The sequence below is a fragment of the Streptomyces sp. TP-A0874 genome (assembly GCF_001748085.1).
In the GTDB taxonomy this organism is placed as follows: Bacteria; Actinomycetota; Actinomycetes; order Streptomycetales; family Streptomycetaceae; genus Streptomyces.
On record NZ_BBZK01000011.1, the window covers coordinates 100,920 to 126,217 of the forward strand.

A 25,298-nucleotide genomic window follows, 5' to 3' on the forward strand; every position below is an offset into this window, starting at 1 on the left:
GGGTGCCCGGATCCGGCCGTTGCACACCTGCGGACGCGTTCGGTCGTCCTCCGGCGGCAACGGACCGGGGCCACCCCGCCTGACGGCGGGGTTTGGCCCGGTACCACGGCGGTACCCATGTGACTCACGTACGGCGAGCAGCAACCGGTCGTGCGTCACGAGTACGGCAGAAGGGAAGTTCACCGTGGCCGCAAAGAACGCCTCCTCGCTCGAATACACCGTCCCCGGTATGTCCAAGACGCAGGGGGTTGAGGTCATCGACCTGCTGCGGATGCGTCTGCACGCGCTCAACGACCTGGCCCTCACGCTCAAGCACGTGCACTGGAACGTGGTGGGACCGCACTTCATCGCGGTGCACGAGATGCTCGACCCGCAGGTCGACGCGGTCCGGGAGATGGTCGACACCACCGCGGAGCGGATCTCGACCCTCGGTGGGTCGCCCGCCGGGACCCCGGGCCGGCTGGTCGCCGAGCGCACCTGGGACGACTACTCGATCGGACGGGCCGAGTCCATCGCGCACCTGGGAGCCCTGGAGCTGGTCTACAGCGGCATCATCGAGGCCCACCGGGAGGCCGTACAGGCCACCGACAAGTCCGACCCCATCACCCAGGACATGCTCATCGAGCAGCTGCGCACGCTGGAGCTGTTCCAGTGGTTCGTCCGCGCGCACCTGGAGAACCCACGCGGTCAGCTGAGCGTGGCGGGGAGCTCCTCGGAGGACACGGCCGCCCGCAAGGCGACCAAGCACGCCCTCAGCCAGCCCTGACGGTGCCGGGCCAACGAGTGGATCGGCGAGGCGGGTCATGCCCACAGCAAGGGTGAAGTACTACGACGCCGACCGCGGCTTCGGCTACCTGACCCCGGACGACGGCAGTCCCGACGTCGTGTTGGACGACACCGCGCTGAACGTCACCGACTCCCTGGACGCGGGGCAGCACGTCTCGTACGAGCTGACCAGGGGCAGCGGTGGCGAACTGCGCGCCATCAACGTGGTGCCCCTGTGAGGAGGGGGTCGGGAAACGGCGGACGGCGGCCCGCGCCGGGCCGCCGTCCGCCCCGTCAGGAGCCGCCCGCTACTGCTCGGCCCGGCCCTCGGGCAGGAGCATCCGGATGTCCTTCGGCAGGACTCCGTACAACTTGTCCATCAGCTCGGGGCTGACGGCCGAGTCCAGCACCTCGAAGAGGGCCGCCGACTCCCGGATGGCCTCCTCCTCGGTGGTCCCGGCCCGCCAGGCGACCCGGCCCGCGAAGCCGGTGAGGTTGAAGGACTCGCCCGACTCCCGCCACCGGGCCCGCTCGCCGGGGGACCCCGCGTGGGAGGCGGTCACCCGGTACAGGCACTCCGCCGCTTCGTGCGGAAGCTGGGCGGCCATGTGGTCCGCGAACCCGTCGGGCACCCGCTCCGCCAGTGTCTCCAGCGTGGCGCGGACCGATCGTTCCGCGGACTGCCGGTCGGGCAACTGCGCCCGTGCCTGGACCTGGCCTGTCAGTTCGCCGTAGTGCATCTCCAGCACCGCCTCAGATGGATTGTCCGGTCCCCGTCCGGGTCACCCCCGCCGGGCGGAGTGACACCTGTCGCCTCCGAGCGGCCGGCGCGTCGGGTCCGCGAGGCGCGGCAGCATGCACCGGCCGGGCGGGGGTACTCCGGCCCAGACGCAGAGTTCGAACAGGCGGAGGTGGCCATGGTCTCCGAGACAGCCCGCATCGTGGACGGTCAGGCGACCCTCGTGGGCGATCTCGTCCTGCCGGAGCCGGCTCACGGTGTGGTGCTCTTCGCCCACGGCAGCGGCAGTTCCCGGCACAGTCCGCGCAACCGGGCGGTCGCCGAGGTGCTCCACCGGGCCGGCCAGGGGACACTGCTGCTGGACCTGCTCACGGAGGACGAGGAGCGGGTGGACCTGGTCAGCTCGGAGCACCGGTTCGACATCCCGCTGCTGGCCCGGCGCCTGTTGGCCGCCGTGGAGCAACTGGCCGACACCCCGGCCACCGCCGAGCTCCCGCTCAGCCTGTTCGGGGCCAGCACCGGCGCCGCCGCGGCGCTGACCGCCGCGGCGGAACGCCCGGAGCTGGTCCGCACGGTCGTCTCACGCGGCGGGCGGCCGGACATGGCGGGGGATGCGCTGGGACGGGTACGGGTCCCGGTGCTGCTGATCGTCGGTTCCGAGGACCGCGAGGTGCTACGGCTGAACAGGGAGGCCGGGGAGCGCCTCGGAGGACCGCACTCGATCCACGTCGTGCCGGGCGCCACCCATCTGTTCGAGGAGCCGGGCACACTCGACGAGGTCGCCACCGAGGCGGCCCACTGGTTCGCCCGACTGGCCGCGGACGCGGCGGGCGATCGGGGGTAGTCACGGGGAGATGGGCCTCCGGAGCAACCGAGAGAGTTCCGTGTCGGCTGGCACGATTGACGGGGTGCGCGCACTGATGCCGTCGAAGCCCTCGGACGCGCGAGCAGGGCGTCCGCCGCGGTGGAAGCGGCTGTCGGCGCGCCTGCGCCACTCGGCCGCCGGGCGGGTGTGGGCGTGGGGCACCGACATCGAGTTGCTCCACCGCGCCATGGGGTTCGCGGCGCTCGGCTTCCTCACCCTGGTCCCGCTGCTGGTCGTCGTCTTCGCCGCAGATCCGACCAACGGCCGGGGCTTCGCCCAGTGGCTGGGTGAGGGGCTCGGTGTCTCGCACGACTCGAAGCAGGAGATCAACCGGCTGTTCGCGCCGTCCCGACAGGCGCTGCGGACCACGACGTCCTTCGGCCTGGCCGCACTGTGCCTCTTCGGTCTGACCTTCGGGTCGGCGGTGCAGACCGGTTACGAGAAGGTCTGGGGTCTTCCCCCCGGCCGCTGGCACGCCCGCTGGCGGCACGTCCTGTGGCTGGCGGTGCTCATCGCCTTCCTGGTGCTGTCGGCCGACACCACGCTGTGGGGGGCCTCCCGGACGGAGACCACGCTCCGGGGCCTGGTCGCCGCGCTCAGCGCCGTGCTCTTCTTCTGGTTCTCGCAGTGGCTGCTGCTCGCCGGGCGGATCGGCTGGATGACGCTGCTGCCCGGCGCCCTGGCGACCGTGGTGGGACTGCTCGGGCTGAGGGTCTTCTCCAATCTGGTGTTCTCACCGCTCATCGCTTCCAACGCGGTCACCTACGGATCGTTCGGGACCGTGCTGGCCGTGCAGTCCTGGCTGGTCGGAGTGGGGTTCGTGGTTTTCGGTGGGGCGCTGTTCGGCCGCTGGCTCCACGAGGAGCACTCCTCCGGCCAACTCCGTCCGCCGCCGGGGCCGCACCGCCCGCGCAGGAGCCGCGGGCGGTGAACAGGGCAGCGTCTCCCCGGGCTCCACTCCGCCGTCCGGGCGACCGAGCGGCGCTGGGACGGCCCTCACCCGAGAGGCTCCACCGACGGCAGGCGCGGTGACTGATAACCACCACTCGCCAGCATCCGCACCTCGCCGGCCGGGCTGATCTCCGCCAGGAATATCCCGGTCACATCGCGGTACACCGGGTTTCCTCCCGGCCCGACGTCATCCGTCCGCTCGACGACGACCTCGTCCGTCGCCGCGCCCGCACCACCGGAGTCCCCGGGGCGCGAGAAGATCAGCCGATAACGGTGGACGGCGTTCATGGCAGGCTCCTTGCTCGGCACAGCCGATCAGTCGCACCAGCTTCCACCATGGCCCGCTCCCCCGCCTCTCGCCCGTGTGGCGGGACTTCTCGGAAGCGTCGCCCTCCGGTCGGCCGGGCGCGGTCCGCCCCGCGGTCACGTTCCCGTGCGACCACCGCCCGCACCGCCGGCCGCCTCCCCGGCCGGCGGGCCGTCGCATTCCGGACACCACCCGTCGGCGCCGCCCTCGCGGATCCGGCCGCACTCCTCGCACACCTGGTCCAGCCAGCAGGCCGGGTCACCGCCCGCTTCCCGAAACTCACCGTCCATGGTGCCGATTCTCCCCCCGGGCACAGCGGTCCGTGCCGGGCGGGAGGCCACCGGTCCGGTCTATGAGGTCACCGGTGGCCGACGCGCGGACCGGTGTCCTCAGCCGGCGCCGGCTTCCGGTGCGTCCCCGGAACCGAGTTCGAGACGGACCTCGACCTCCTGGTCCCCCGCGACGGATCCGCGGTCGACCACCCGGAAAGCTCCGGCCAGCGCCTCTCTGACCCGGTCGACGCCCTGGTGACCGCCGGAGAGGGAGGCGTCGACCGGGCCGGAGAGTCTCGCCGACCGTGCCGGAGCCCCACTCTCACTGGCGGCGTCCACGGTCAGGGCCCACACCGTTGCGTGTTCCCGCCGGGGCGTCACCGTCCGAGCGGCACGGTCGGGGGACGAGGAGAACAGCGATCCCAGGACCCCGAACACCGCCTCGGCGTCCTGCTGGCCGCAGTGGCTGAGCTGGACGCTCACCTCGTAGGCGTTCTGCTGAGTGGTCATCGGCGGTACTCCTCTGCCCCGTAGGGCGGTGTGCGGAACGGCTGCCGCCCGGTGGGCGGGACGGTCGGCTGAAGGCCCGTGCCTCCGACGGTATGCAAGGGCGGGGCCGGCTGCGCGTGGGACTCGCCCGGTCCGGCGCCTCTTCGGGCTCCGGGGCTCCTCGGGCCCTCGGGGCCCGAGGAGCGCTCGGCGCGACGATGAGGCTCCGCCCTTCCGGTGCCGGGCCCCACCCCTCTCACCCGTTCGGCCTAACCCTTCGATCCTGTCGGATCCGGTCGCGGCCGTTCGTCCAGGCATCGGACGGCGCAGCGCGGAATGGTCGGGTCCGGCGCGGTCGCAAGCTCGGCTCTTCTGTTGCGCAATGGAACCAGGACGCCGATTCCCGCACTGGCGTCCGAAAGGAGATGAGCGTGATGACTGCTCCACAGGGCCCCACGCCCCAGGATCTGGCCGGTCTCACGGTCGCCGACAAGGAGGGCCAGAAGGTCGGCACGGTGCAGCAGATCTACCTCGACGACGCCAGCGGCGCCCCGGAGTGGATCACCGTGCGGACCGGTCTCTTCGGTTCCCGGGAGAGCTTCGTGCCGTTGAGCGGCTCCCAGCGATCGGAGGGACGGCTGCAGGTGCCGTACGCCAAGGAGGAGATCAAGGAGGCTCCCCGCATCGAGGCGGACGGCCACCTGGCCCCCTCTGAGGAGGAGGACCTCTACCGCCACTACGGGATGTCCGGCAGGGCCGCGCCCCGGGCCGAGGAGACCGGCGCGCCCCCTGAGACGAGGGGCACCGCCGAGACGGCCGGCATGGCCGGGACCACCGGCCGACCGGAGAGCACGGGTATGACCGGTCCGACGGAGACCTTCACCGACCGGGAGACCGCCGGCGAGCCGGAGATGGCGGGCTCGGGCGTCCGCGGCATGCACGAGATGACGCGCTCGGAGGAGAAGGCCTTCGTCGACACCGAGGAGCGTGAGGCCGGGCACGCTCGGCTGCGCAAGCGCGTCGTGTCCGAGGACGTCACGACCAGCGTCCCGGTCAGCCACGAGGAGGTGCACGTCACCCGGGAGCCCGTCAACCCCGACGAGCCCGTCGGCGAGGGCAGGACGGGCCGGATCGAGGAGGGCGAGGTCGAGGTGACCCTCCATGAGGAACGCCCGGTCGTGCACAAGGAGACGGTGCCCGTCGAACGCGTCCGCCTGGAGACCGAGAAGGTGACCGAGCAGGAAGAGATCTCCACGAAGGTCAACAAGGAGCAGATCGAGTACGAGAGCGACAGGGGTGACCGGGAGGGCCGCGGCGGCCCGGAGGACTTCCGGTGAGCGTTCTCCCCGAGGGCCGGCCGCACCACGTCGGCCCCTCGGAGAGCGGCAGTCGGCGCGGACGCTTCCCGCTCCACCGGTGACGCTCCCCCTCCCCCGTGTCAGGCTCCGCGCCACCGTGGGAGGGGGAGCGTCGGGCGTCCGCCGCCGGCCGCCGTGCCGGGAGGGCGGCACCGGTCGGCGTCCGAGGGTCCACCCGGCCACGCTCCGTACGGAGTTCTCCCCCGTCAGCGGAGATCACGCGCACTCTTTCGTGTGAACGCCGCATCCATCCTCGTTCTGTCGCGTTGGGCAGATCCTCCGCGCTTTTCAGTGTGGAGGTCTTCCTTCTGCGTGAATATCGAAAGGATCCGGCTTCATGTCGCGAATCGCCAAGGCCGCTGTCGTCACCATCGCCGCAGGCGCTGCCATCGCCGGCGGCACCGGTGCCGCCTTTGCCGACTCCGGTGCCAAGGGGATCGCCGAGCACTCCCCCGGCGCCGTCTCCGGCAACACCATCCAGGTGCCGGTGCACGTTCCGGTCAACCTGTGCGGCAACACGATCACCGTGATCGGGCTGTTCAACAACGCCGCGGGCACCTTCTGCCACAACGGCTGACCCACTGCTGACCCACTAGGGCCAGAGACCGGGCCGGTGGCGCCCGCCGCGATCCGCGGTGGGCGCCACCGGCGTCTTCGTTCCAGATCGCACCGCCCGTTCCGCATGAGGGGCGGGTCCCGAGGGCACCCGGAGGCCGCGGAGACTCGACGGAAGGAGTCCGCGCCGTGAACAGCCCACACGACCCTGGCCGGAATCCGGAGGACGAGGGGATCCCCGATCTGCAGGACGGCACTCCGGAGCAGCAGGAGGCCTCGGATCCCCAGCGGCAGTCGGTGCCGGGAGACGAACCGACGGCGGTCGAGGACCACGGCACGACCCTCAGCGAGGCGCTGCGCGGTGAGTCGCTCGACGATCGGTTGGCCGAAGAGGAACCCGAGGTAGACCCGGTGGAACTCGCCGAAGCCGACGGCGAGGGCGCCGCTCCCTGGGAGGACCCGGAGCGGGACGGACCACCGCCCCCCGGCCCGGAACGGGAACAGGCCGGGCTGCTCTACGACGAGCCGGACCCGGACCTCCCCCGGGAACAGGACGTCTTCTCCCAGGAGGGCTCCGTCGGAGGGTTGTCCTCGGAGGAGGAGGCGGTGCGCGTCGTCGACGATGACGACGAGCAGTTGTGACCTCGTAGGGGCCCCGGCCGAGGTGGGCCCACCACCCGTCGGAGGGGTGATCGCGTCGTTGCTCCGGACGGTGCAGCGCCAGGTGTGATGCGCCGTAGACCGGGGCAGTGTCCGTCAGGTCCTCGCGCCGACCAGGGAAGTGGGAAGCCGGATGAGCCGCATCACCTCGGTCCACGCCGTGCTGCCACCTCATCGACACACCCAGCAGGAGGTCACCGATGTGGTGGCCCGCACCTGCCTGCCCCCAGGCCGGGACCGGGGGGTGCTGGACCGCCTCCATGCCAACGCCGGCGTCCGCGCCCGTCACACCGCGCTGCCGTTGGACCGGTACGCCGAGTTGAGCGACTTCGGAGCGGTCAACGACGCCTTCATCGAATCGGCGCTGGATCTGGGCGCCGAAGCGATCCGGGGCGCCCTGGACCGGGCCGGGCTCTCCCCCACCGACGTGAACCTGCTGCTGTTCACCTCGGTGACGGGTATCGCCGCCCCCTCGGTGGACGCACGACTGGTCGGCCGCCTGGGGCTGCGCCCGGATGTCAAACGCCTGCCGGTCTTCGGTCTCGGCTGCGTGGCCGGGGCGGCCGGCATCGGCCGGCTCCACGACTACCTGCGCGGCTGGCCCGACCACGTGGCGGTGCTGCTCTCGGTGGAGTTGTGTTCGCTGACCTTCCAGCGGAACGACGACTCGATGGCGAACCTGGTGGCCAGCGCCCTCTTCGGGGACGGCGCCGCAGCCGTGGTGGCCTGTGGCGCCCAGCGGGCGGTCGACGCCGCGGGACCGGAGGTGGTGGCCGCTCGGAGCCGGCTCTACCCGGACACCGAGCGGGTGATGGGCTGGGATGTGACGAGCACGGGTTTCCGCGTGGTGCTGGGCTCCGGCGTACCGGAGGTGGTGCGCCGGTACCTCGCGGACGATGTGGACGGTTTCCTCGCGGAGCACGGACTGGCCCGCGACGACGTCACCGGCTGGGTCTGCCATCCAGGCGGGCCGAGGGTGCTGGAGGCCGTGGCCGAGACGCTAGGACTGCCCCTCCGAGCACTTGACGTGACCAGGAAATCGCTGGCCGAGAAGGGCAACCTCTCCTCGTCCTCCGTGCTGCACGTCCTACGCGACACCCTCGACGGCGCTCCGCCGCCGCCGGGCACACCCGGGCTGCTGCTCGCCCTCGGGCCGGGCTTCTGCTCGGAACTCGTCCTGCTGCGCTGGTAGTCGGGGGCCCTCTTGTTCTGGTACACGACACTGGTCCTCTCGGTCGCCGCTGAACGCATCGCGGAACTGGCCGTCTCCCGCCGGAACGCCCGCCGGGCCCTGGCCCGCGGCGGCGTCGAGGCCGGCCGGGGCCACTACCCGGTGATGGTCGCCCTGCACAGCGCTCTCCTCGCGGGCTGCCTCGGTGAGGCGTGGCTGGCCGGGCGGCCGTTCGTGCCCCTGCTGGGCTGGCCCATGTTCGCGGCCGTCTGTGCGGCGCAGGCGCTGCGCTGGTGGTGCATCACCTCCCTGGGGCGGTGCTGGAACACCAGGGTGCTCGTAGTCCCGGGTCTGCCGCTGGTCTCGCGGAGTCCCTACCGGTTCCTGGACCACCCGAACTACCTGGCCGTGGCCGTCGAGGGCGCGGCGCTCCCCCTGGTGTACGGGGCGTGGTGGACGGCCGCCGGCTTCACGGCGGCCAACGGCCTGCTGATGGTGGTGCGGATCCGCTGCGAGGACCGGGCACTGTCCTCGGCGGGCCGCGCCACGGTGCGCCCGGCCGGTGCCGCGCCGTCCGACGGCCTCACCGGTGACGCTCCGCTGTGACCGGCCGCTCGGGGGCGGGTACCGGTCCGGTGGGCTGCGGTCGAGGGGAGGTTGGGGGGCCAGCGGTTCCGCGACCGCCTCGGTGAGCTCAGCGCCGGTGGAGCAACGCGTCGAGATCGTAGCGGACCGGCTCTTCCAGTTGGGCGTAGGTGCACTCGTCGGGCCGGCGGTCCGGCCGCCAGCGCCGGAACTGTGCGATGTGCCGGAAGCGGTCGCCCTGCATGTGGTCGTAGGCGACCTCGCAGACCCGCTCGGGCCGCAGAGGTGTCCAAGACAGGTCCTTTCCACCGCTCCACCTGCTCGGCGCGCCGGGCATCCGGCCCGCCGCCCGCGCCTCCTCCTCGGCCCAGTCGGCCCACGGGTGGCCTTCGATCGTCTCCATGCGGAGCGGCTCCAGCTCCGCCATGAGTTCGGCCCGCCGCCTCATGGGGAAGGACGAGCAGACCCCGACGTGGAGCAGGGTGCGGGAGTCGTCATAGAGACCGAGCAGCAGGGAGCCGACCACCGGGCCACTCTTGTGCCGCCGGACACCGGCCACCACGCAGTCCGCGGTCCGCTCGTGTTTGACCTTGGCCATCGCTCGCTCACCGGGCCGGTAGGGGAGGTCGAGGGGTTTGGCGACGACGCCGTCCAGCCCCGCGCCCTCGTACTCCTCGAACCAGCGCCGGGCCACCGCCAGGTCGTGGGTGGCGGGGACGGTGAAGACCGGGTCGGCGGCGTCGGCGAGCGCTTCGGTCAGCGCCGCCCGGCGCCGCCGCTGGGGTTCGGAGAGGAGTGACCGGTCGTCGAGGGCGAGGATGTCGAAGGCGGCGAAGCTCGCCGGGGTCGACGCCGCCAGTTGCCGGACCCGCGACTCGGCCGGGTGAATGCGTTCGAGGAGCGCCTCGAAGTCGAGTTGCCCGCGCCGGGCGATCACGATCTCCCCGTCGAGCACGCAGCGTGCGGGCAGTTGCGACCGCAGAGCGTCGGCCAGCTCCGGGAAGTACCGGGTGAGCGGCTTGCCCGATCGGCTGCTGATCTCCACCTCGCCTCCGTCGCGGAAGACGATGGCCCGGAAACCGTCCCACTTGGCCTCGTACTGCATGCCGGCGGGGATCTCGGCGACGGGTTTGGCCAGCATCGGCTTGACGGGCGGCATCACCGGCAGGTCCATGTGGCGATTGTGCGGCCCGTACCGCCGTCCCGCCCGCCGGCGCTCCCGCATGGTCGGCTGCGCGTCGCGGTCCCGGACGACCTCGTCTAGCGTGGCGACATGGCCAGGTCCGTGGAGCTGAGCGTCGGGGAGCGCGTCGTCCGGCTGTCCAACCCGGACAAGGTGTACTTCCCGGCGCGCGGGTTCACCAAGCTCGACCTGGCCCGCTACTACCTCGGGGTCGGCGAGGGAGTGCTGCGCGCACTGCGTGACCGGCCGACGACGCTGGAGCGGTACCCGGACGGGGTGGAGGGCGAGTCGTTCTTCCAGAAGCGGGCGCCGCGCAACCTCCCACCGTGGATCCCGACAGGTCATATCTCCTTCCCCAGCGGCCGGTCCGCTGACGAGATCTGCCCCACCGAGGTGGCCGCCGTGGTCTGGGCGGCCAACCTCGGCTGTCTGACCTTCCATCCCTGGCCGGTTCGGCGCACCGACACCGAGCGGCCCGACGAACTGCGCGTCGACCTCGATCCGCAGCCGGGCACCGACTACGAGGACGCCCGGTGGGCCGCGCAGCGACTCGGTGAGCTGCTGGGAGAGCTGGGGCTGACCGGTTGGCCCAAGACCTCCGGGGGGCGGGGGGTGCACGTGTCGGTCCCGATCGAGCCGCTCTGGTCGTTCACCGAGGTGCGGCGGGCCGCCATCGCGCTGGCCAGGGAGCTGGAGCGGCGTGCGCCGGAGCGGATCACGACCGCCTGGTGGAAGGAGCAGCGGGGCGCGAAGGTCTTCGTCGACTACAACCAGACGGCCCGGGACCGGACGATCGCCAGTGCCTACTCCGTTCGGCCCAGGCCGCACGCACCGGTCTCGGCACCGCTGCGCTGGGAGGAGCTCGCCGACGCCCGGCCGGAGGACTTCGACCTGGCGACCATGCCGGACCGATACGCCCGACTGGGCGATGTGCACGCCGGGATGGACCGCCTCGCCCATCGGCTGGACTCGGTGCTCGAGCTCGCCGACCGGGACGAGCGCGAGCACCGGCTGGAGGACCTGCCCTATCCGCCGGTCCATCCCAAGATGCCGGGTGAGCCCAAGCGGGTGAGCCCGAGCAGGGCGAAGCGGAGCTGAACCGGCGTCCGCGGAGGCCGGTCAGACGAACCGGTGGGTCGACAGCACCCTGAGTGCGGCGGCCTGCTGCCGGTCGCCGGCCCACACCGTGCCGGCTACCGGAGGACGGGCCAGCACCCACTGGCCGGCCATCTGCTGCTGCCGGTCGACCGGTTCGGACTCGACCCAGGCACGCTCGTCGGGCGGCAGGGCCGCCAGGAACCGGGAGAGCACATCGCCCAACTTCGCTTCCATGAGGAACAGCTCCCTTCGGCGCTGATGTCCATGACCGTCACATACCCGAGCGCTCAAATGTGCACGCATGCGCCCGTTCGTTCACTGTGCCACGGAGAGCGACGGCGTGCAGCGCGTGATCGGCTGTCCGGGAGGAAGAACCGCGCGCCGGCTCGGTGGGGCGCGCCCGTTCGCCGAGACGCGCCCCGGTACGGCATCGGGCGAGGTCAGGTGGCTTGGGCTGGTTCCCCCGTCCGGCGCGCGCCGCACGGGTGAGCTGCCGTGCCGGAGGCGGCCCGGGGTGGCACAGTAGCCAGCGGACCGCCGGACCACCGCGCGGCACGAATCCGAGAGAGCGAGGCACCCGGATGTCGGTCTCCATGCAAGCCCTGCAGGGAGCGCCGTGCTGGGTGAGCCTGATGTCCCGGGATCCGGAGGCCGCCAAGGAGTTCTACCGCGAGGTGCTCGGCTGGGACTACCAGCCCTCCGGACCGGACGACGACTACACGGTGGCCATGGCGGGCGGCATCCCCGTCGCGGGGATCAACACCACCTCCCGCACCATGCACTTCCCCGTCGCCTGGGCCGCGTACTTCGCGGTGGAGAGCGCCGACGAGGCCGCCGACCGCATCCGGGAGCGTGGCGCGACCGTGGCCGTCGGCCCGATGAAGTTCGGCAACGGCCGAGTCGCCTGGGCGGCGGATCCGGCCGGCGCGACGTTCGGGATCTGGGAGGGCGTCAGCGATCCCGACTGGCGGGTGGGCCGTGGTGCCGGGGCTCCGGTCTGGCTCGAGCTGCGTACCCGGGACGCCTTCGCCGCGGCGATCTTCTACGGCGAGGTGCTCGGCTGGGACCCCGAGGGTCCGGGACGCTCGGAGGTCCGCTACGAACACGACCAGGTGATGGTGCGGATCGGGGGTTTCACCGTGGCCGGCCTCCGCGGCGGCGCGTTGGAGACCGCGCCCAACCCGCACGTCAGACCGCGGTGGCACGTGTACTTCGCAGTCCCGGACGTCGATCTCGCGGCGCACCACGCGGAGCAGTCCGGCGGGCGGGTGATCACCGCGCCCAACGACTCCCCCTTCGGGCGCGAGGCCACGATCTGCGACCGGGAGGGCGGCCTCTTCACGGTGTCGACCGGCGGCCCCTGACCCGGGGGTTCCGCCGAGCGGCCGAGACGGCCGAAGGACGGCCCGGCCCGCAGCACAGGGGTGACAGCCGCGCACCCCGGTTTCACCCACTGCGGTTCGGGTTACCGAAGGTGAAGTCTGTCCGCTCCGAAAGGCAGGAGCCAGGAACCCATGGGCCCACCGGTTCACTCGAGCGCGGTCACCCTCTACGTCAATGCGAAGGCACACGAGTTGGAGGTGGACAACCGCACCACCGTGTTGGACGCGCTCCGTGAGCGACTGGACCTGGTGGGCACCAAGAAGGGCTGCGACCACGGGCAGTGCGGAGCGTGCACCGTCCTGGTCGACGGCAGGAGGATGAACAGCTGCCTGCTGCTGGCCGTGGCCCACGACGGGGCCCGGATCACCACCGTCGAGGGACTGGCCGAAGGTGAGCGGCTGCATCCGCTGCAGCAGGCCTTCCTGGACCGCGACGCCTTCCAGTGCGGTTACTGCACACCCGGTCAGCTCTGTTCCGCGGCCGGCGCGCTGGAGGAGATGGCCGGGGGCGAGCCGAGCGCGGTGACCTCGCCCGACGCCTCCGTCAAGCAGCCCGTGCCCCCGTCCGACGAGGAGATCCGGGAGCGGATGAGCGGAAACATCTGCCGCTGCGGGGCGTACGTGAACATCCTCCGCGCGGTCGACGACGTGGCCCGCGCGGGCCTGGTCGAAGGGCGGGAGGAGGGAGTCCGATGAAGACGTTCCGCTACCAGCGGCCTGACGATCCGGAGGCTGCCGTCACCGCTCTGGCCTCGGTGCCGGGTGCCCGGTTCCTCGGCGGCGGCACCAACCTGGTCGACCTCATGAAGCTCGGAGTGGAGTGCCCGGACCTGCTGGTGGACGTGGGGCGGCTGCCGCACGGCTCGGTGGAGCCCACCGAGAGCGGCGGGCTGCGCATCGGCGCCGCGGTCAGCAACAGCGCCCTGGCGGCGGAACCGACGGTCCGCGACCGCTACCCGGTGCTCTGCCAGGCGTTGCTCTCCGGCGCCTCGCCCCAGTTGCGCAACGCCGCCACAGTGGGCGGGAACCTGCTGCAGCGGACCAGGTGCCTGTACTTCCAGGACGTCAGCAAACCGTGCAACAAGCACGATCCGGGCTCCGGCTGCCCCGCCATCGAGGGGGTCCACCGCGACCTGGCCATCCTCGGCGCCTCCGAGCACTGCATCGCCACCAACCCCTCCGACATGGCGGTGGCCCTCGCCGCACTCGACGCCGAGGTGCTCCTCCGCGGGCCGTCCGGCGCTCGGCGGCTCCCGGTCACCGAGCTGCACCGGCTCCCCGGGGACCAGCCGGAGCGCGACACCGTGCTGGAACACGGCGAACTCATCACCCATGTCGAGTTGGGGCCGGTCCGGCCGACCGTGCGGTCGGCGTACCGCAAGGCCCGCGACCGGGCCTCCTACTCCTTCGCGATCGGATCGGTGGCCGCGCTTCTCGAGGTGGCGGAGGGCACGGTGCGGCAGGTGCGGCTGGCCCTGGGGGCGGTGGCGGCCAAACCCTGGCGGGCCAGGACCGCGGAGGAGCAGTTGCTGGGCGCCCCGGCCACCGTCGAGTCCTTCTCCTCGGCGGTCGAAGCCGAACTGGCCGCCGCCGAGCCGCTGCGGGACAACGCATTCAAGGTGCCACTGGTGCGGAACATGGCCGTCCGGACACTTCTGGAGCTGGCCGGCGGGGCATTCGCCGACTGGGAGGAGGATCAGTGGTGACCACTTCGGAGGAGCTGGGCTCGCCCGCCGTCCGTCTGGAGGGCCGCGCCAAGGTGACCGGCACCGCCCGCTACGCTACGGAACACCCGATGCCGGGCTGTGTGTACGCCTGGCCGGTGACGGCGGCGGTGGCCCGGGGCGAGATCACCTCGATCGCCACCTCGGAGGCGCTCGCCCAGCCCGGTGTGCTGACCGTCCTGACCCACCTGAACGCGCCCCGCCTCGCCGACGTGGGCGACGGCACCCTCGCCGTGCTCCAGTCGCCCCGGGTGGCACACCGAGGCCAGTGCGTGGCGCTGGCCGTCGCCGAAACCCTGCAGACGGCGCAGTCCGCCGCCGCGGCGGTCCAGGTCGAATACCGTGCCGAACCGCACGACGTCCTGCTTCGGGCGGACCATCCCGGGCTGTACACGCCGGAGAAGGCGAACGGAGGGTTCCCGGCCGACCGGGAGCGCGGGGACTTCGACACGGCGTTCACCGCGGCGCAGACCCGGTTGGACGCCGTCTACCGCATCCCGGCACTGCACAACCACCCCATGGAACCGCACGCGTCGACAGCCGTGTGGGAGGACTCCAGGCTGTTCGTCTACGACTCCAGCCAGGGGGCCAGCCCGACCCAGGAAGTCCTCGCCGCCCTCTTCGACCTCGACAAGGCGCGGGTGACCGTGGTGTCCGAGCATGTCGGCGGCGGCTTCGGCTCCAAGGGGAGCCCCCGCCCGCAGCTGCCCCTCGCGGCGATGGCGGCCCGCGAGACCGGCCGCCCGGTCAAGCTCGCGCTCGGCCGGGCGCAGATGCCCTCGCTGGTAGGCCATCGGCCCGGCACCGAGCAGCGGATGCGTCTGGGAGCCGACCGGCGGGGCCGGATCGACGCGCTGGCACACGAGGCGGTCACCTACAGCTCCACTCTCAAGGAGTTCGTCGAGCAGTCCGCCACCGCGTCCCGGACCATGTACGCCAGCCCGCACAGCCGTACCACGCACCGGGTGACCCGGCTCGACGTACCGACCCCGTCGTGGATGCGCGCCCCGGGCGAGTGCTCCGGCATGTTCGCTCTCGAGTCGGCGATGGACGAACTCGCCTTCGCTTGCGGCATCGACCCGGTCGAGCTGCGGTTGCGCAACGACACCGCGACCGAGCCGGACTCCGGACTGCCGTTCAGCAGCAGGGGGCTGGCCGAGTGCCTGACCGAGGGAGCGCGGCTCTTCGGCTGGGCGGACCGCGATCCGCGGCCGGCCTCCCGGACGGAGGGCAGGCTGCTCATCGGTACCGGTGTGGCCTCCTCCGGATACCCGACCGAGGTCGCCCCCTCCTGCGCGGAGGCACAGGCCGAGCCCTCCGGTGGCTACCGGGTACGGGTGAACGCCACCGACATCGGCACCGGGGCCCGGACCGTACTCGCCCAGATCGCGGCGGACGCCCTGGGCGCACCGCTGGACCGGGTGCACATCGAGATCGGCAGCAGCGACCTGCCCCGGGGATCGGTGGCCGGCGGCTCCAGCGGCACGGCCTCCTGGGGATGGGCGGTCCACCGGGCCTGCCGGGAGCTGCTGCGGCTGCTGGCCGAACACGACGGACCACTGCCGTCGAACGGCCTGGCCGCCTTCGCCGACACCACCGAGGACATCGCGATGCTGTCCAAGGAGTACGCCAGACGGGCGTTCGGCGCACAGTTCGCCGAGGTCCAGGTGGACATGGACACCGGCGAGACGCGGGTCCGGCGGCTGCTGGGCGTGTTCGCCGCCGGTCGCATCCTCAACCCGCGTACGGCCCGCTCCCAGTTCCTCGGCGGTATGACGATGGGCGTGGGGATGGCGCTGATGGAGAACAGCACCATGGACCCGGCCTTCGGCGACCACGCCGAGCGCGACCTCGCCTCCTACCACGTACCGGTCAACGCCGATGTCCTCGACGTCCGGGCACACTGGATCGAGGAGGAGGAGACGCACTTCACGCCGACGGGTTCGAAGGGCATCGGTGAGATCGGCATCGTCGGCACGGCGGCGGCGATCGCCAACGCGGTGCACCACGCGACCGGGGTGCGGGTGCGGGACCTGCCCGTCCAACCGGAGAAGCTGCTCCCCGGGATGGCCGAGTGGGCCCTGCCACGCGGCTGACCGAAGCTGGTCGGGGACGGCTGACGGCACAGACGGCTGGCGGCCTCAGCCCTTCGAGTTGGCCTTCCACTCCTCGGCGAGGAGCCCGAGCAACACCTCGTCCATGAACTCGCCCATCACCCAGGCCGCGGAGCGGAGCACACCCTCGCGGACGAAGCCGTTGCGCTCGGCGGAGCGCAGCATAGCGGCGTTGTCCGACAGCGTCTCGATCTGCAGCCTGTGCAGGCCGCGCACGACGAAACCGTAGTGGCACAGCACCGCGACCACGTCGGTGCCGTACCCCTTGCCACGGGAGGACGGCAGCAGCCCCAGCCCGATGTGCGCGGACCGGTTGTGGTTGTCGATGCCCCACAGCGCCGCGGTCCCGGCCAGGGTTCCGCCGTCCAACTCCACGACGGAGAACGGGACGAGGCGCTGCTCCTTGTCGTCCACCGCGAACTGCGAGCCCTCCGAGCCCGGGGTGATCGGCCGCCAGGGCGCGCCGTCGGAGCGCGAGTGATTGACCACGTCGTCGTGGAGCTCGGCCTGCAGGATCGGGATGTCGTCCTCATGCCGGGCTCTGAGCCCGACCTTGCTGCCCCTCAACATGCGAGCTTCCTATCCGAACGGTTTGTCCCGCGGCAAACGAATCAGGGCGACGCGGAGTCCTGAACGTCGACGCCGTGGGCGCGTAGGTAGCCGAGCGGATCGATGTCGGACCCGTAGTGGGGTCCGGTACGGACCTCGAAGTGCAGATGCGGACCGGTGCTGTTCCCGGTGGAGCCGGAGCGGGCCACCTGCTGCCCGGCCGCCACGGACTGCCCCGCGCGGACGGACAGCTGCGACAGATGGGCGTACTGGCTGTACCGGCCGTCGGGATGCCGGATGACCACCTCGTAGCCGTAGGCCCCGGCCCAGCCGGCGGAGACGACCGTGCCGGCGGTGACCGCCTTCACCGAGGTCCCCAGGCGCACCGGGAAGTCCACGCCGGTGTGGTGGCCGCTGGACCAACTGCCCCCGGCCGCCCGGTAGGCGGTGCTCGGTGCCACACCGCGGACCGGTGCGGTGAACCCCGCGGAGGCAGGTCGCTTCCGGTCGTTCCCCGGCTTGGCGGCCGGCTCCGACTTCGGGGCGGCCCTGGCAGGGGCTTCCGCCTTGGGCGAGGCCTCAGACCGGGGCTCCTCCTTCTTGTCCCCCGCCGGGCGGTCGATCTTCTTCGACGCCCCGGGCCGGTCGGCCTTCTTCGGTGGGGAGTCCCGGTCGGTGGACGGGGCCGGGCTGGCCGCCGCCTCAGGCAGCGCGAGGCGCTGTCCGGGGAAGATCAGGTCCGGATCGGCACCGACCACCTGCCGGTTGGCGCGGTAGAGGCTGGGCCAGCCGCCCTCCACGGTCTGCCGCTCGGCGATCGCGGAGAGGCTGTCGCCGCCGACCACCACGTACGACGCTCGGGTGCCCACGTGGGCCGAGGGCGGTGTGGTGACGTCAGTGGCGGCGGATCGCGGTGCCGCCTTCCCGTTCGACTCCGCGGCCGGCTGCGGCGCCTTTCCGGGGGACGCCTCCCTGTCGTCCACCGAGGGCTCCGGGTGCTGTCCGCCCCCGGTCTGCCGGGCCTCGTCCCGGGTGTCCGCCGAGGCCGACCCGGCACCGGCCACACCCACCAGTGGGAGGGCGAGCCCGGCGCCGCCGGCGGTGACGGCGAGGGATGCCTGTCCGACCCGGTTGGGTTGGTACCGGCGATGGCGTCCACGTCCGGACATGGCACCTTCCTCTCCCGTGGCGTGCGCCGGGAAGCCGGTTCACGCCAGTGCTGCCGCGGAAAGTGCCCGCGGTGAGGTGTCGGCGGGCGTTCAAAGGCTAGGGACCCGGTTCCATACCGGCAAGAGCACATACGGGGGAAGAACCGGAACGAAACGGTCCGGGATCCCCTCCGGCGACGGCACCGGATCAAGGGGTCGACCGCCGCTCACCGCCCAGCGTCCGCCGACCGTCGACGGGGGCGGACCGCACTTCCGGACTCCCCGAACCGCGGGGCACCGAGGCGCTGTGACGCTTGCCGGCCGGTCGCGGGCCCCACCCCTTTCAGGTGCTGTCATCACGGCGGTTCCCGCCCGTGGAACGACGAGTGCCCGTCCCCGGTTCTTCCCCGGGGACGGGCACTCGTCCTGGCAGACGGGCCAGCGGTGCGGCCCGAAAGGCGCCGGACTCAGAGGTTGACGCCGTGCTCCCGCAGGTAGGCGACGGGGTCGATGTCGGAGCCGTAGTCGGGGCCGGTGCGGATCTCGAAGTGCAGGTGCGGACCGGTGCTGTTGCCGGTGGAACCGGACAGCCCGATCTGCTGGCCGCCCTCGACGCTCTGGCCGACCTGGACCGACAGCTGCGAGAGGTGGGCGTACTGGCTGTACTTGCCGTCCGCGTGACGGATCACGACCTGGTTGCCGTAGGCACCACCGTCACCGGCGGCCACGACCTCACCGGCCGCGATGGACTTCACCGGGGTCCCACTGGCGGCCCGGAAGTCCACACCGGTGTGGTAACCGCTGGACCAGCTGCCGCCGCTCTGGTGGTAGGGGGTGCCGATACCGGCGTCCACCGGGGAGGTGTAGCCGGAGGTGTTGGAGGCCGTCTGCTCGGCGGCCTTGGGCTCGGCCTTCTGCTCCGCCTTGGGCTCGGCCTTCTTCTCAGCCTTGGGAGCGTCGGAGGTCTTGGTGGCGGCCGCCTGCCCCCGGGCGGTCAGGGAGAGCTTCTGGCCGGGGTAGATGAGGTCCGGGTCCTCGCCGACCACGGCGCTGTTGGCCTTGTAGAGCGTGGGCCAGCCACCCTTGACACCCTCCGCCTTGGCGATCTTGAACAGGGTGTCGCCGCTGACGACGGTGTAGTCCCCCTCCTTGCCCGCCGGGGCCTGGGCCTCGGCCTTCGACTCGGAGTCCTTCTTCTCGACCGCCTTGGGCTCGGACTTGGGCTCGGACTTGGGCTGGGCCTTCGCCTCAGCCTTGGGCTCGGTCTTCTGCTCCCCGTCCGGGTTGACCTGCGGAGCCGCGCCGCCCCGGGTGAGCCCGGCCTTGACCGAGCAGAGCGGCCAGGCGCCGGGGCCCTGCCCCTCGAGCACCTTCTCGGCCACCGCGATCTGCTGGTCCTTGGTGGCGAGGTCCGCCCGAGGCGCGTACTGGGTGCCCCCGAAGGCCTGCCAGGTGGACTGCGTGAACTGCAGACCTCCGTAGAAGCCGTTGCCGTTGTTGATGCTCCAGTCGCCGCTGCTCTCGCACTCGGCGACCTTGTCCCAGGTGTCCACCGAGGCGGCACTGGCGCTGGTCGCGCCGACGAGCGGCAGGGCGAAGCCCGCGCCGCCCACGGCGACAGCCAGACCGGTGAGGGATATGCGCTTCTTACGAGGACGGCGATGACGTCCGCGAGACATAGGATGCTTCCTCTCCTACGCCTGCGAGGTGAGCTGTCGGGTTCGGGCTGGAGTTGCCCGGCCGCTGTCGCGGCTTCACCCCAAGCCGTGCACGCGAGTTCGCATGTACGGCACTTACCTGGGTCCCCCGCTCCTGCCGTGTGCGTAGTCAGTTGCTCCCAGCCGGCGGCAGGATTAGGCGCTCCGGCGGATGGACGGCCGCCCACTGGTTTCGGCGGCAGCGCAAAAGCTAGACGGATGCATTTCCAAAGAGCAAGAAAGTCGTCAGAGCCCGCCGGACACCGGTCACGATACGGAGCGGATCTCTGCCGATATGCGACCAGATTGCTCACTCACTGCCTTTGGGTGAATGCACACAGTCAATGAAGTGCGGATCCGGGGCCTGGCGAGTGCGCTTCGTCACCGAAACCACCAGAGGGTGTGAGACGCGTCACCACTGTCCGATTAGAAACTTTTGCGGCTTGTCAACAGGGCCGGCTGGCGCCAGCCGCCCCCGTTCACAGGGCGGAGAGCATCTGCTGCCGCTCGCCGGGCGCGAAATCGGTGAGCCACCGCGTCGCCCCGTCGGCCACCGAGGTGCGGGGGGACACCGCGTGGTGCACCACCATCTCCACCGCCTTCCCCAACCGTTCCGGAAGACCGTTCAGCAGGGATCCTCCCCCGGTCAGCACCAGTCCCCGGGCCGTGATGTCGTCGACGACGGCGGTCGGGCAGCGCCCGAGGACGAGGCTCACCGCGGCGGCGATGGACTCGATCTCCGGTTCGACGACGCTCCGCAGCTCGGAGGGGGTCAACAAGGCGGTTTTCGGCAGGTCGGTGACCCGGTCGCGGCCTCCGACGCGCAGTCGCTGCTCACCGTCGGCGCCCTTCGCCGCCCGGCTGAGGGCCACCTTGGCTGCTTTGGCGGCCTCCGGGCTGAGCGCCACGGAGTGCTCGCGCAGCAGGTGGCGGCCGAGCGTGGCGCTGAAGGCGTCCCCGGCGGCGTTGGTGGACTCGGTCGCCAGCACGGTGCCGAAGGCGAGGGCGGCCACCTCGGTCGTGCCGGCACCGATGTCCACCACCAGGCTGCCCGTCGTCTCCCGCACGGGCAGCCCCGCGCCGATGGCGGCCAGTGCTCCCTTGGGCAACAGGTGCACCGCTCGGGCGCCGGCCTGCGCCAACGACTCCTCGGCGGCCCGGCGCTGCACGGGTGTGGCGCGGGCGGGGACGCCCATCACCACCCGGGGCGCCATCCAGGCCCGCCGAATCCGCCGGCGGCCCCCGCCCATGGCATACCAGAGCAACCGGGTGGCCGCGTCGAAGTGGGTGATCACCCCGCGGCTGACCGGGGCGATCGCCTCGATGGCCGGCGGGGTCCGCCCCACCATCCGTAGTGCGTGGTCGCCGATCGCCACGACCTTGTGGTTCGAGGTGTCCACGGCGATCGCCGAGGCGCCTTCGAACAGCAGTTTCTCCGTCCCTCTCACCCGAGTGCGAGAGGTGCCGAGATCGACCGCGAGAAGTGATCCGCCCGGAGACGGAGACCAAGGCATGAGCAGCCCTACCTTTCGCCGTGAGCCCCGGCTCTCCAGCCTCACGGCTCAGCCGTCGGGGACCGGCTCGCCACTCTGTGCCTCCCTCGAAAGAGTGTGGCGATCCAGCCGCGCGGACGGCAGGACGGCCATCCGCGCGGCTGATGGTTCAGTCGGTCCGCTGCTCCGTGCGGTCACCGCTCCAGAGTGTGTGGAAACTGCCCTCCCGGTCGGTACGACGGTAGGTGTGGGCCCCGAAGTAGTCCCGCTGCCCCTGGGTCAGCGCTGCGGGCAGGCGTTCGGCGCGGAGCGCGTCGTAGTAGGCGAGCGCGGCCGAGAAGCCGGGGGTGGGGATGCCGTGGGCGACAGCCGTGCCCACCACGGTGCGCCAGGCCTCCTGGGCGGCGCCGAGTTCGGCGGCGAACTCCGGGTCGGCGAGGAGAGTGGGGAGCCCCGGATCGGCGGCGAAGGCTGCCCGGATCCGGTCCAGGAAGGCGGCTCGGATGATGCAGCCGCCGCGCCAGATGGCGGCGACGGCTCCGAGGTCGATGTCCCATCCGTACTCCTGGCCGGCCGAGCTGATCATGTTCCAGCCCTGGGCGTAGGAGACCACCTTGGAGGCGTAGAGGGCCTGTTCGACCTGGGCGGCGAAGCGCTCGGCCGCCTCCGGGCCGAGCGAGCCGGCGGCCGGGCCGGGCAGGCCGTGGGCCGCCGCCCGCAGGTCGGCGTGGCCGGAGACGGCGCGGGCGAAGACGGCTTCGGCGATCCCGGAGACGGGCACCCCGAGGTCGAGCGCGGTCTGCACGGTCCAACGCCCGGTGCCCTTCTGCTCGGCGCGGTCGGCCACGACGTCCACGAACGGCCGTCCCGTCTCGGCGTCGGTGTGGGCCAGGACCTCGGCCGTGATCTCGATCAGGTACGAGTCCAGGCGCCCGGTGTTCCAGCCGCGGAAGATCTCGGCCACCCGGCCCGGGTCGTAGCCGGCGACACCGCGCAGCAGGTCGTACGCCTCGGCGATGAGCTGCATGTCGGCGTACTCGATGCCGTTGTGCACCATCTTCACGAAGTGCCCGGCGCCGTCCGCACCGATGTGGGTGCAGCAGGGGGCGCCGTCCTCGGCCTTGGCGGCGATGTCCTCCAGCAGCGGGCCGAGCGCGGCGTAGGACTCGGCCGATCCGCCGGGCATGATGCTCGGCCCGTGGAGCGCCCCCTCCTCACCGCCGGAGATCCCGGTGCCGACAAAGTGGATCTGCTGCTGCCGGAGCGCCGCCTCGCGCCGGCGGGTGTCCTCGAAGTGCGCGTTGCCGCCGTCGATGATCATGTCGCCGGGCTCCAGCAGCGGTGCGAACTCCTCGATCACCGCGTCGGTGGGAGCACCCGCCTTGACCATGACCACCAGCCGGCGGGGCCGCTCCAGGGAGGCGACGAACTCCTCGGCGCTCTCGGCGGGTACGAACGTCCCCTCGTGTCCGAACTCCTCGACCAGCGACCTCGTCCGGGCGGCCGTCCGGTTGTGGACGGCGACGGTGTGCCCGTGCCGCGCGAAGTTCCGCGCCAGGTTTCGTCCCATCACCGCGAGGCCGGTGACCCCGATCTGCGCCATTGTGCCCATGTGTTCGACTCCAGGATTCGGTTGGATCGGGCTTCAACTCCAGGACCACTCGCGGATCTCCGGCATGTCCTCACCGTGCTTCCGGATGTACGCCCGGTGCTCGTTGCGCTTGTCCTTCATCTGCTGCCGGACCCCGATGGCCCTGAGTGCCAATCCTGGCACCCGGTCGATGGTGTCCATCACCAGCCTGAAGCGGTCCATGTCGTTGAGCACCACCATGTCGAACGGGGTGGTGGTGGTTCCCTGTTCCTTGTAGCCGCGGACATGGAGGTTGTCGTGCCCGGTACGGCGGTAGGTGAGCCGGTGGATCAGCCAGGGATAGCCGTGGTAGGCGAAGATGACCGGCTTGTCGGCGGTGAAGACGGCGTCGAAGCCGCGGTCGTTGAGCCCGTCGGGGTGCGCGGTGTCGGGCAGCAGCCGCATCAGGTTGACGACGTTGACGACCCGGACGGCCAGTTCCGGGAGGTGCTGCCGGAGCAGGGCGGCCGCGGCCATGGTCTCCTGCGTCGGCACGTCCCCGGCGGCGGCCAGTACGACGTCCGGCTCCCGGTCGGTGCGGTTGCCCGCCCACTCCCAGACGCTGATGCCGCGGTCTACGTGGTGGACCGCGTCCCGCATGGCGAGCCAGTCGAAGCACGGCTGCTTGCCCGCCGCCACGATGTTGATCAGGTCCCGGGAGTCCAGGGTCCGGCCCGCCACGGCGAGCAGCGTGTTGGCGTCCGGCGGCAGGTAGACCCGGATGGTCTCCGGGTCCTTGTTGACCATGTGGTCGATGAAGCCGGGGTCCTGGTGGGAGAAGCCGTTGTGGTCCTGCCGCCAGACGTGTGAGGTCAGCAGGTAGTTCAGGGAGGCGATGGGCATCCGCCAGGGCAGTCCTCTGGACACCTGGAGCCACTTGGTGTGCTGGTTCGCCATCGAGGTGACGATGTGGATGAAGGCCTCGTAGGAGGAGAACAGCCCGTGCCGCCCGGTCAGCAGGTAGCCCTCCAGCCAGCCCTGGCAGTTGTGCTCCGAGAGGACCTCCAGCACCCGCCCGTCCCGGCTGAGGTCCTCGTCCACCCCGAGGACCTCAGCCTGCCAGCCCTTTCCGGTGGCCTCGTAGACCCGCTGCAGCCGGTTGGAGGCGGTCTCGTCCGGGCCGAAGAGGCGGAAGTCGCGGCGGTCGGCGGTCCGCCGCATGAGGTCGCGGAGCAGGTCGCCGAGGACCTGGGTCGGCTCGTGCAGGGTGGCGCCGGGACGGGGCACGTCGACGGCGTAGTCGGCGGGGTCGGGCAGCGGTAGAGAGCGCACCAGCCGGCCGCCGTTGACGTGCGGGTTCGACCCCAGCCTGCGGTCCCCGGTCGGAACGTGCCGGAGTACCTCCGGGCGCGGGCGACCGGCGCGGTCGAAGAGTTCCTCCGGGCGGTAGGAGCGCAGCCACTCCTCCAGTTGCTCGAGGTGTTCGGGGTTCTCCCGCACCTCGGGTAGCGGCACCTGGTGGGCGCGCCAGGTGTTCTCGACCGGGCGTCCGTCGACGGTCTTCGGCCCGGTCCACCCCTTGGGTGTGCGCAGTACGATCATCGGCCACGCGGGGCGTTCGGTGATCCCCTCCTCCCGGGCGGCCCGTTGGTGCTCCGCGATGCGGTCCAGGCAGTGGTCGAGAGCCGCGGCGAGAGCGTGGTGCACCTCGGTCGGGTCGTCGCCCGTGACATGGACCGGATCATGGCCGTAACCGCGCAGCAGCTGGTCGAGTTCCGCCATCGGGATCCGGGCCAGCACCGCCGGATTGGCGATCTTGTAACCGTTGAGGTGGAGGATCGGCAGCACGGCGCCGTCGTGGACCGGGTCGAGGAACTTGTTGCCGTGCCACCCCGCGGCCAGCGGGCCGGTCTCGGCCTCACCGTCCCCGACGATCGCCGCGACGATCAGGTCGGGGTTGTCGAACGCCGCTCCGTAGGCGTGGCTGAGCGAGTAGCCCAGTTCGCCGCCCTCGTGGATGGACCCGGGTGTCTGCGGAGCCACATGGCTGGGCACGCCGCCGGGGAAGGAGAACTGCCGGAACAGCTGCGCCATGCCGACTCCGTCGCGCGGCACGTCCGGATAGGTCTCCGAGTAGCTTCCGTCCAGCCAGCAGCAGGCCAGGGTGGCCGGACCGCCGTGTCCGGGGCCGGTGATGTGGATGGCGTTGAGGTCGCGCGCCGAGATGACCCGGTTGAGGTGGGCGTAGATGAGGTTGAGTCCCGGTGTCGTCCCCCAGTGGCCCAGCAGCCGCGGTTTGATGTGCTCCGGGGTGAGCGGGCCCGCGGGCAGCGGGTTGCTCAGCAGGTAGATCTGAGCGGCGGCGAGGTAGTTGGCCGCCCGCCAGTAGCGGTCGATGGTGGAGAGGTCCTCGTCGCTCAGACCCGGTACCGAAGCCGTGGCCATGCTCAACGCCCTTCGCTCGCTGACGTGCCCCTGCCGTTCCTCATCGCAGGGAAGGCTGTCGATTCGCTCGATTATCTGCTATTCGATGCGTTATTCCCGGATTTGCCGGCGGCGCGCTGCCCGACCCCACAGCCGTCCTCCGGACCGGGAGGCGGCCGCGCGCCGCCACCCGCGCGGG

The 25,298-nt window shown here is 71.7% G+C and carries 26 protein-coding genes and 1 riboswitch; of the genes, 14 read left to right on the forward strand and 12 right to left on the reverse strand.

Features of this window, described 5'->3' with window-relative positions:
• The first annotated feature begins 229 nt into the window (after positions 1–229).
• Both BGP73_RS18975 and BGP73_RS18980 read left to right on the forward strand, forming a co-directional pair.
• Positions 230–766 (forward strand): Dps family protein, encoded by a 537-nt coding sequence (locus BGP73_RS18975; protein ID WP_069816639.1) that lies wholly within the window; start codon positions 230–232, stop codon positions 764–766.
• A gap of 37 nt (positions 767–803) precedes the next feature.
• Positions 804–1,004, forward strand: a complete 201-nt coding sequence (locus tag BGP73_RS18980) for a cold-shock protein (protein WP_069816514.1) — start codon at positions 804–806, stop codon at positions 1,002–1,004.
• Between the two features lie 69 nt (positions 1,005–1,073).
• Here the strand turns inward: BGP73_RS18980 and BGP73_RS18985 are convergent, their stop codons facing one another.
• Positions 1,074–1,505: a DUF2267 domain-containing protein gene (locus BGP73_RS18985; protein WP_069816641.1), complete on the reverse strand. Its 432-nt coding sequence runs from the start codon at positions 1,503–1,505 to the stop codon at positions 1,074–1,076.
• 177 nt (positions 1,506–1,682) lie between these two features.
• Between BGP73_RS18985 and BGP73_RS18990 the strand changes: the two genes are divergently transcribed.
• Together BGP73_RS18990 and BGP73_RS18995 are read left to right on the forward strand one after the other, a co-directional pair.
• Complete coding sequence (locus BGP73_RS18990; protein WP_069816516.1) at positions 1,683–2,348, forward strand: dienelactone hydrolase family protein; 666 nt, start codon at positions 1,683–1,685, stop codon at positions 2,346–2,348.
• A 76-nt stretch (positions 2,349–2,424) separates the two neighbouring features.
• Positions 2,425–3,300, forward strand: a complete 876-nt coding sequence (locus tag BGP73_RS18995) for a YhjD/YihY/BrkB family envelope integrity protein (RefSeq protein ID WP_069816651.1) — start codon at positions 2,425–2,427, stop codon at positions 3,298–3,300.
• Between the two features lie 65 nt (positions 3,301–3,365).
• Here the strand turns inward: BGP73_RS18995 and BGP73_RS19000 are convergent, their stop codons facing one another.
• The 3 genes from BGP73_RS19000 to BGP73_RS19005 all read right to left on the reverse strand — a co-directional run bounded on the left by BGP73_RS19000 (position 3,366) and on the right by BGP73_RS19005 (position 4,409).
• Positions 3,366–3,608, reverse strand: coding sequence for a DUF6296 family protein (locus tag BGP73_RS19000; protein WP_069816518.1), 243 nt, complete (start codon positions 3,606–3,608; stop codon positions 3,366–3,368).
• Between the two features lie 135 nt (positions 3,609–3,743).
• Complete coding sequence (locus tag BGP73_RS23190; protein ID WP_170837884.1) at positions 3,744–3,917, reverse strand: hypothetical protein; 174 nt, start codon at positions 3,915–3,917, stop codon at positions 3,744–3,746.
• 99 nt (positions 3,918–4,016) lie between these two features.
• Positions 4,017–4,409, reverse strand: coding sequence for a hypothetical protein (locus BGP73_RS19005; RefSeq protein ID WP_069816519.1), 393 nt, complete (start codon positions 4,407–4,409; stop codon positions 4,017–4,019).
• A gap of 413 nt (positions 4,410–4,822) precedes the next feature.
• Between BGP73_RS19005 and BGP73_RS19010 the strand changes: the two genes are divergently transcribed.
• From BGP73_RS19010 to BGP73_RS19030, 5 genes are all read left to right on the forward strand, one after another.
• A complete protein-coding gene (locus BGP73_RS19010) occupies positions 4,823–5,725 on the forward strand; it encodes a DUF2382 domain-containing protein (RefSeq protein ID WP_069816521.1) in 903 nt (300 codons plus the stop codon).
• A gap of 358 nt (positions 5,726–6,083) precedes the next feature.
• Complete coding sequence (locus tag BGP73_RS19015; protein WP_069816523.1) at positions 6,084–6,323, forward strand: chaplin; 240 nt, start codon at positions 6,084–6,086, stop codon at positions 6,321–6,323.
• A 167-nt stretch (positions 6,324–6,490) separates the two neighbouring features.
• On the forward strand, positions 6,491–6,943 hold the full coding sequence (locus tag BGP73_RS19020; protein WP_069816525.1) for a DUF5709 domain-containing protein: 453 nt from the start codon (positions 6,491–6,493) through the stop codon (positions 6,941–6,943).
• A gap of 151 nt (positions 6,944–7,094) precedes the next feature.
• Entirely contained in the window at positions 7,095–8,153 is a 1,059-nt protein-coding gene (locus BGP73_RS19025) for a type III polyketide synthase (RefSeq protein ID WP_069816527.1), read from the forward strand.
• A gap of 12 nt (positions 8,154–8,165) precedes the next feature.
• Entirely contained in the window at positions 8,166–8,738 is a 573-nt protein-coding gene (locus BGP73_RS19030; protein WP_069816529.1) for an isoprenylcysteine carboxyl methyltransferase family protein, read from the forward strand.
• 88 nt (positions 8,739–8,826) lie between these two features.
• Here BGP73_RS19030 and BGP73_RS19035 read toward each other — a convergent pair whose 3' ends face one another.
• Positions 8,827–9,891 carry an ATP-dependent DNA ligase gene (locus BGP73_RS19035; RefSeq protein WP_069816531.1) on the reverse strand — a complete coding sequence of 355 codons (1,065 nt, stop codon included), beginning with the start codon at positions 9,889–9,891 and terminating at the stop codon, positions 8,827–8,829.
• Between the two features lie 99 nt (positions 9,892–9,990).
• Here BGP73_RS19035 and ligD point away from each other — a divergent pair, with 99 nt between their 5' ends.
• Positions 9,991–10,998: a non-homologous end-joining DNA ligase gene (gene ligD / locus BGP73_RS19040; RefSeq protein ID WP_069816533.1), complete on the forward strand. Its 1,008-nt coding sequence runs from the start codon at positions 9,991–9,993 to the stop codon at positions 10,996–10,998.
• A gap of 21 nt (positions 10,999–11,019) precedes the next feature.
• Here the strand turns inward: ligD and BGP73_RS19045 are convergent, their stop codons facing one another.
• Positions 11,020–11,232 carry a hypothetical protein gene (locus BGP73_RS19045; protein ID WP_069816536.1) on the reverse strand — a complete coding sequence of 71 codons (213 nt, stop codon included), beginning with the start codon at positions 11,230–11,232 and terminating at the stop codon, positions 11,020–11,022.
• 398 nt (positions 11,233–11,630) lie between these two features.
• Here BGP73_RS19045 and BGP73_RS19050 point away from each other — a divergent pair, with 398 nt between their 5' ends.
• The 4 genes from BGP73_RS19050 to BGP73_RS19065 all read left to right on the forward strand — a co-directional run bounded on the left by BGP73_RS19050 (position 11,631) and on the right by BGP73_RS19065 (position 16,200).
• On the forward strand, positions 11,631–12,362 hold the full coding sequence (locus BGP73_RS19050; protein WP_244501272.1) for a VOC family protein: 732 nt from the start codon (positions 11,631–11,633) through the stop codon (positions 12,360–12,362).
• A gap of 150 nt (positions 12,363–12,512) precedes the next feature.
• Positions 12,513–13,076, forward strand: a complete 564-nt coding sequence (locus tag BGP73_RS19055; protein WP_069816538.1) for a 2Fe-2S iron-sulfur cluster-binding protein — start codon at positions 12,513–12,515, stop codon at positions 13,074–13,076.
• Positions 13,073–14,086, forward strand: coding sequence for an FAD binding domain-containing protein (locus BGP73_RS19060; protein WP_069816540.1), 1,014 nt, complete (start codon positions 13,073–13,075; stop codon positions 14,084–14,086). The genes BGP73_RS19055 and BGP73_RS19060 overlap by 4 nt, the downstream gene beginning before the upstream one ends.
• Entirely contained in the window at positions 14,080–16,200 is a 2,121-nt protein-coding gene (locus tag BGP73_RS19065; RefSeq protein WP_069816542.1) for a xanthine dehydrogenase family protein molybdopterin-binding subunit, read from the forward strand. Before BGP73_RS19060 ends, BGP73_RS19065 begins: the two co-directional genes overlap by 7 nt.
• A 45-nt stretch (positions 16,201–16,245) precedes the next feature.
• Here the strand turns inward: BGP73_RS19065 and BGP73_RS19070 are convergent, their stop codons facing one another.
• The 6 genes from BGP73_RS19070 to BGP73_RS19095 all read right to left on the reverse strand — a co-directional run bounded on the left by BGP73_RS19070 (position 16,246) and on the right by BGP73_RS19095 (position 25,120).
• Complete coding sequence (locus tag BGP73_RS19070; RefSeq protein ID WP_069816544.1) at positions 16,246–16,788, reverse strand: GNAT family N-acetyltransferase; 543 nt, start codon at positions 16,786–16,788, stop codon at positions 16,246–16,248.
• 41 nt (positions 16,789–16,829) lie between these two features.
• Positions 16,830–17,936 (reverse strand): M23 family metallopeptidase, encoded by a 1,107-nt coding sequence (locus BGP73_RS19075; RefSeq protein ID WP_069816546.1) that lies wholly within the window; start codon positions 17,934–17,936, stop codon positions 16,830–16,832.
• Positions 17,937–18,382: 446 nt separating this feature from the next.
• Positions 18,383–19,594 carry a transglycosylase family protein gene (locus BGP73_RS19080; protein ID WP_069816548.1) on the reverse strand — a complete coding sequence of 404 codons (1,212 nt, stop codon included), beginning with the start codon at positions 19,592–19,594 and terminating at the stop codon, positions 18,383–18,385.
• Between the two features lie 3 nt (positions 19,595–19,597).
• Positions 19,598–19,749, reverse strand: a riboswitch (cyclic di-AMP (ydaO/yuaA leader).
• A 342-nt stretch (positions 19,750–20,091) separates the two neighbouring features.
• The gene (locus BGP73_RS19085) at positions 20,092–21,126 is read right to left on the reverse strand and encodes a rod shape-determining protein (RefSeq protein WP_069816549.1); all 1,035 of its coding nucleotides are present in this window, start codon (positions 21,124–21,126) and stop codon (positions 20,092–20,094) included.
• Positions 21,127–21,274: 148 nt separating this feature from the next.
• The gene (gene gndA, locus BGP73_RS19090; RefSeq protein ID WP_069816551.1) at positions 21,275–22,717 is read right to left on the reverse strand and encodes an NADP-dependent phosphogluconate dehydrogenase; all 1,443 of its coding nucleotides are present in this window, start codon (positions 22,715–22,717) and stop codon (positions 21,275–21,277) included.
• Between the two features lie 33 nt (positions 22,718–22,750).
• Entirely contained in the window at positions 22,751–25,120 is a 2,370-nt protein-coding gene (locus BGP73_RS19095) for a phosphoketolase family protein (RefSeq protein WP_079127677.1), read from the reverse strand.
• Between the last annotated feature and the right edge of the window lie 178 nt (positions 25,121–25,298).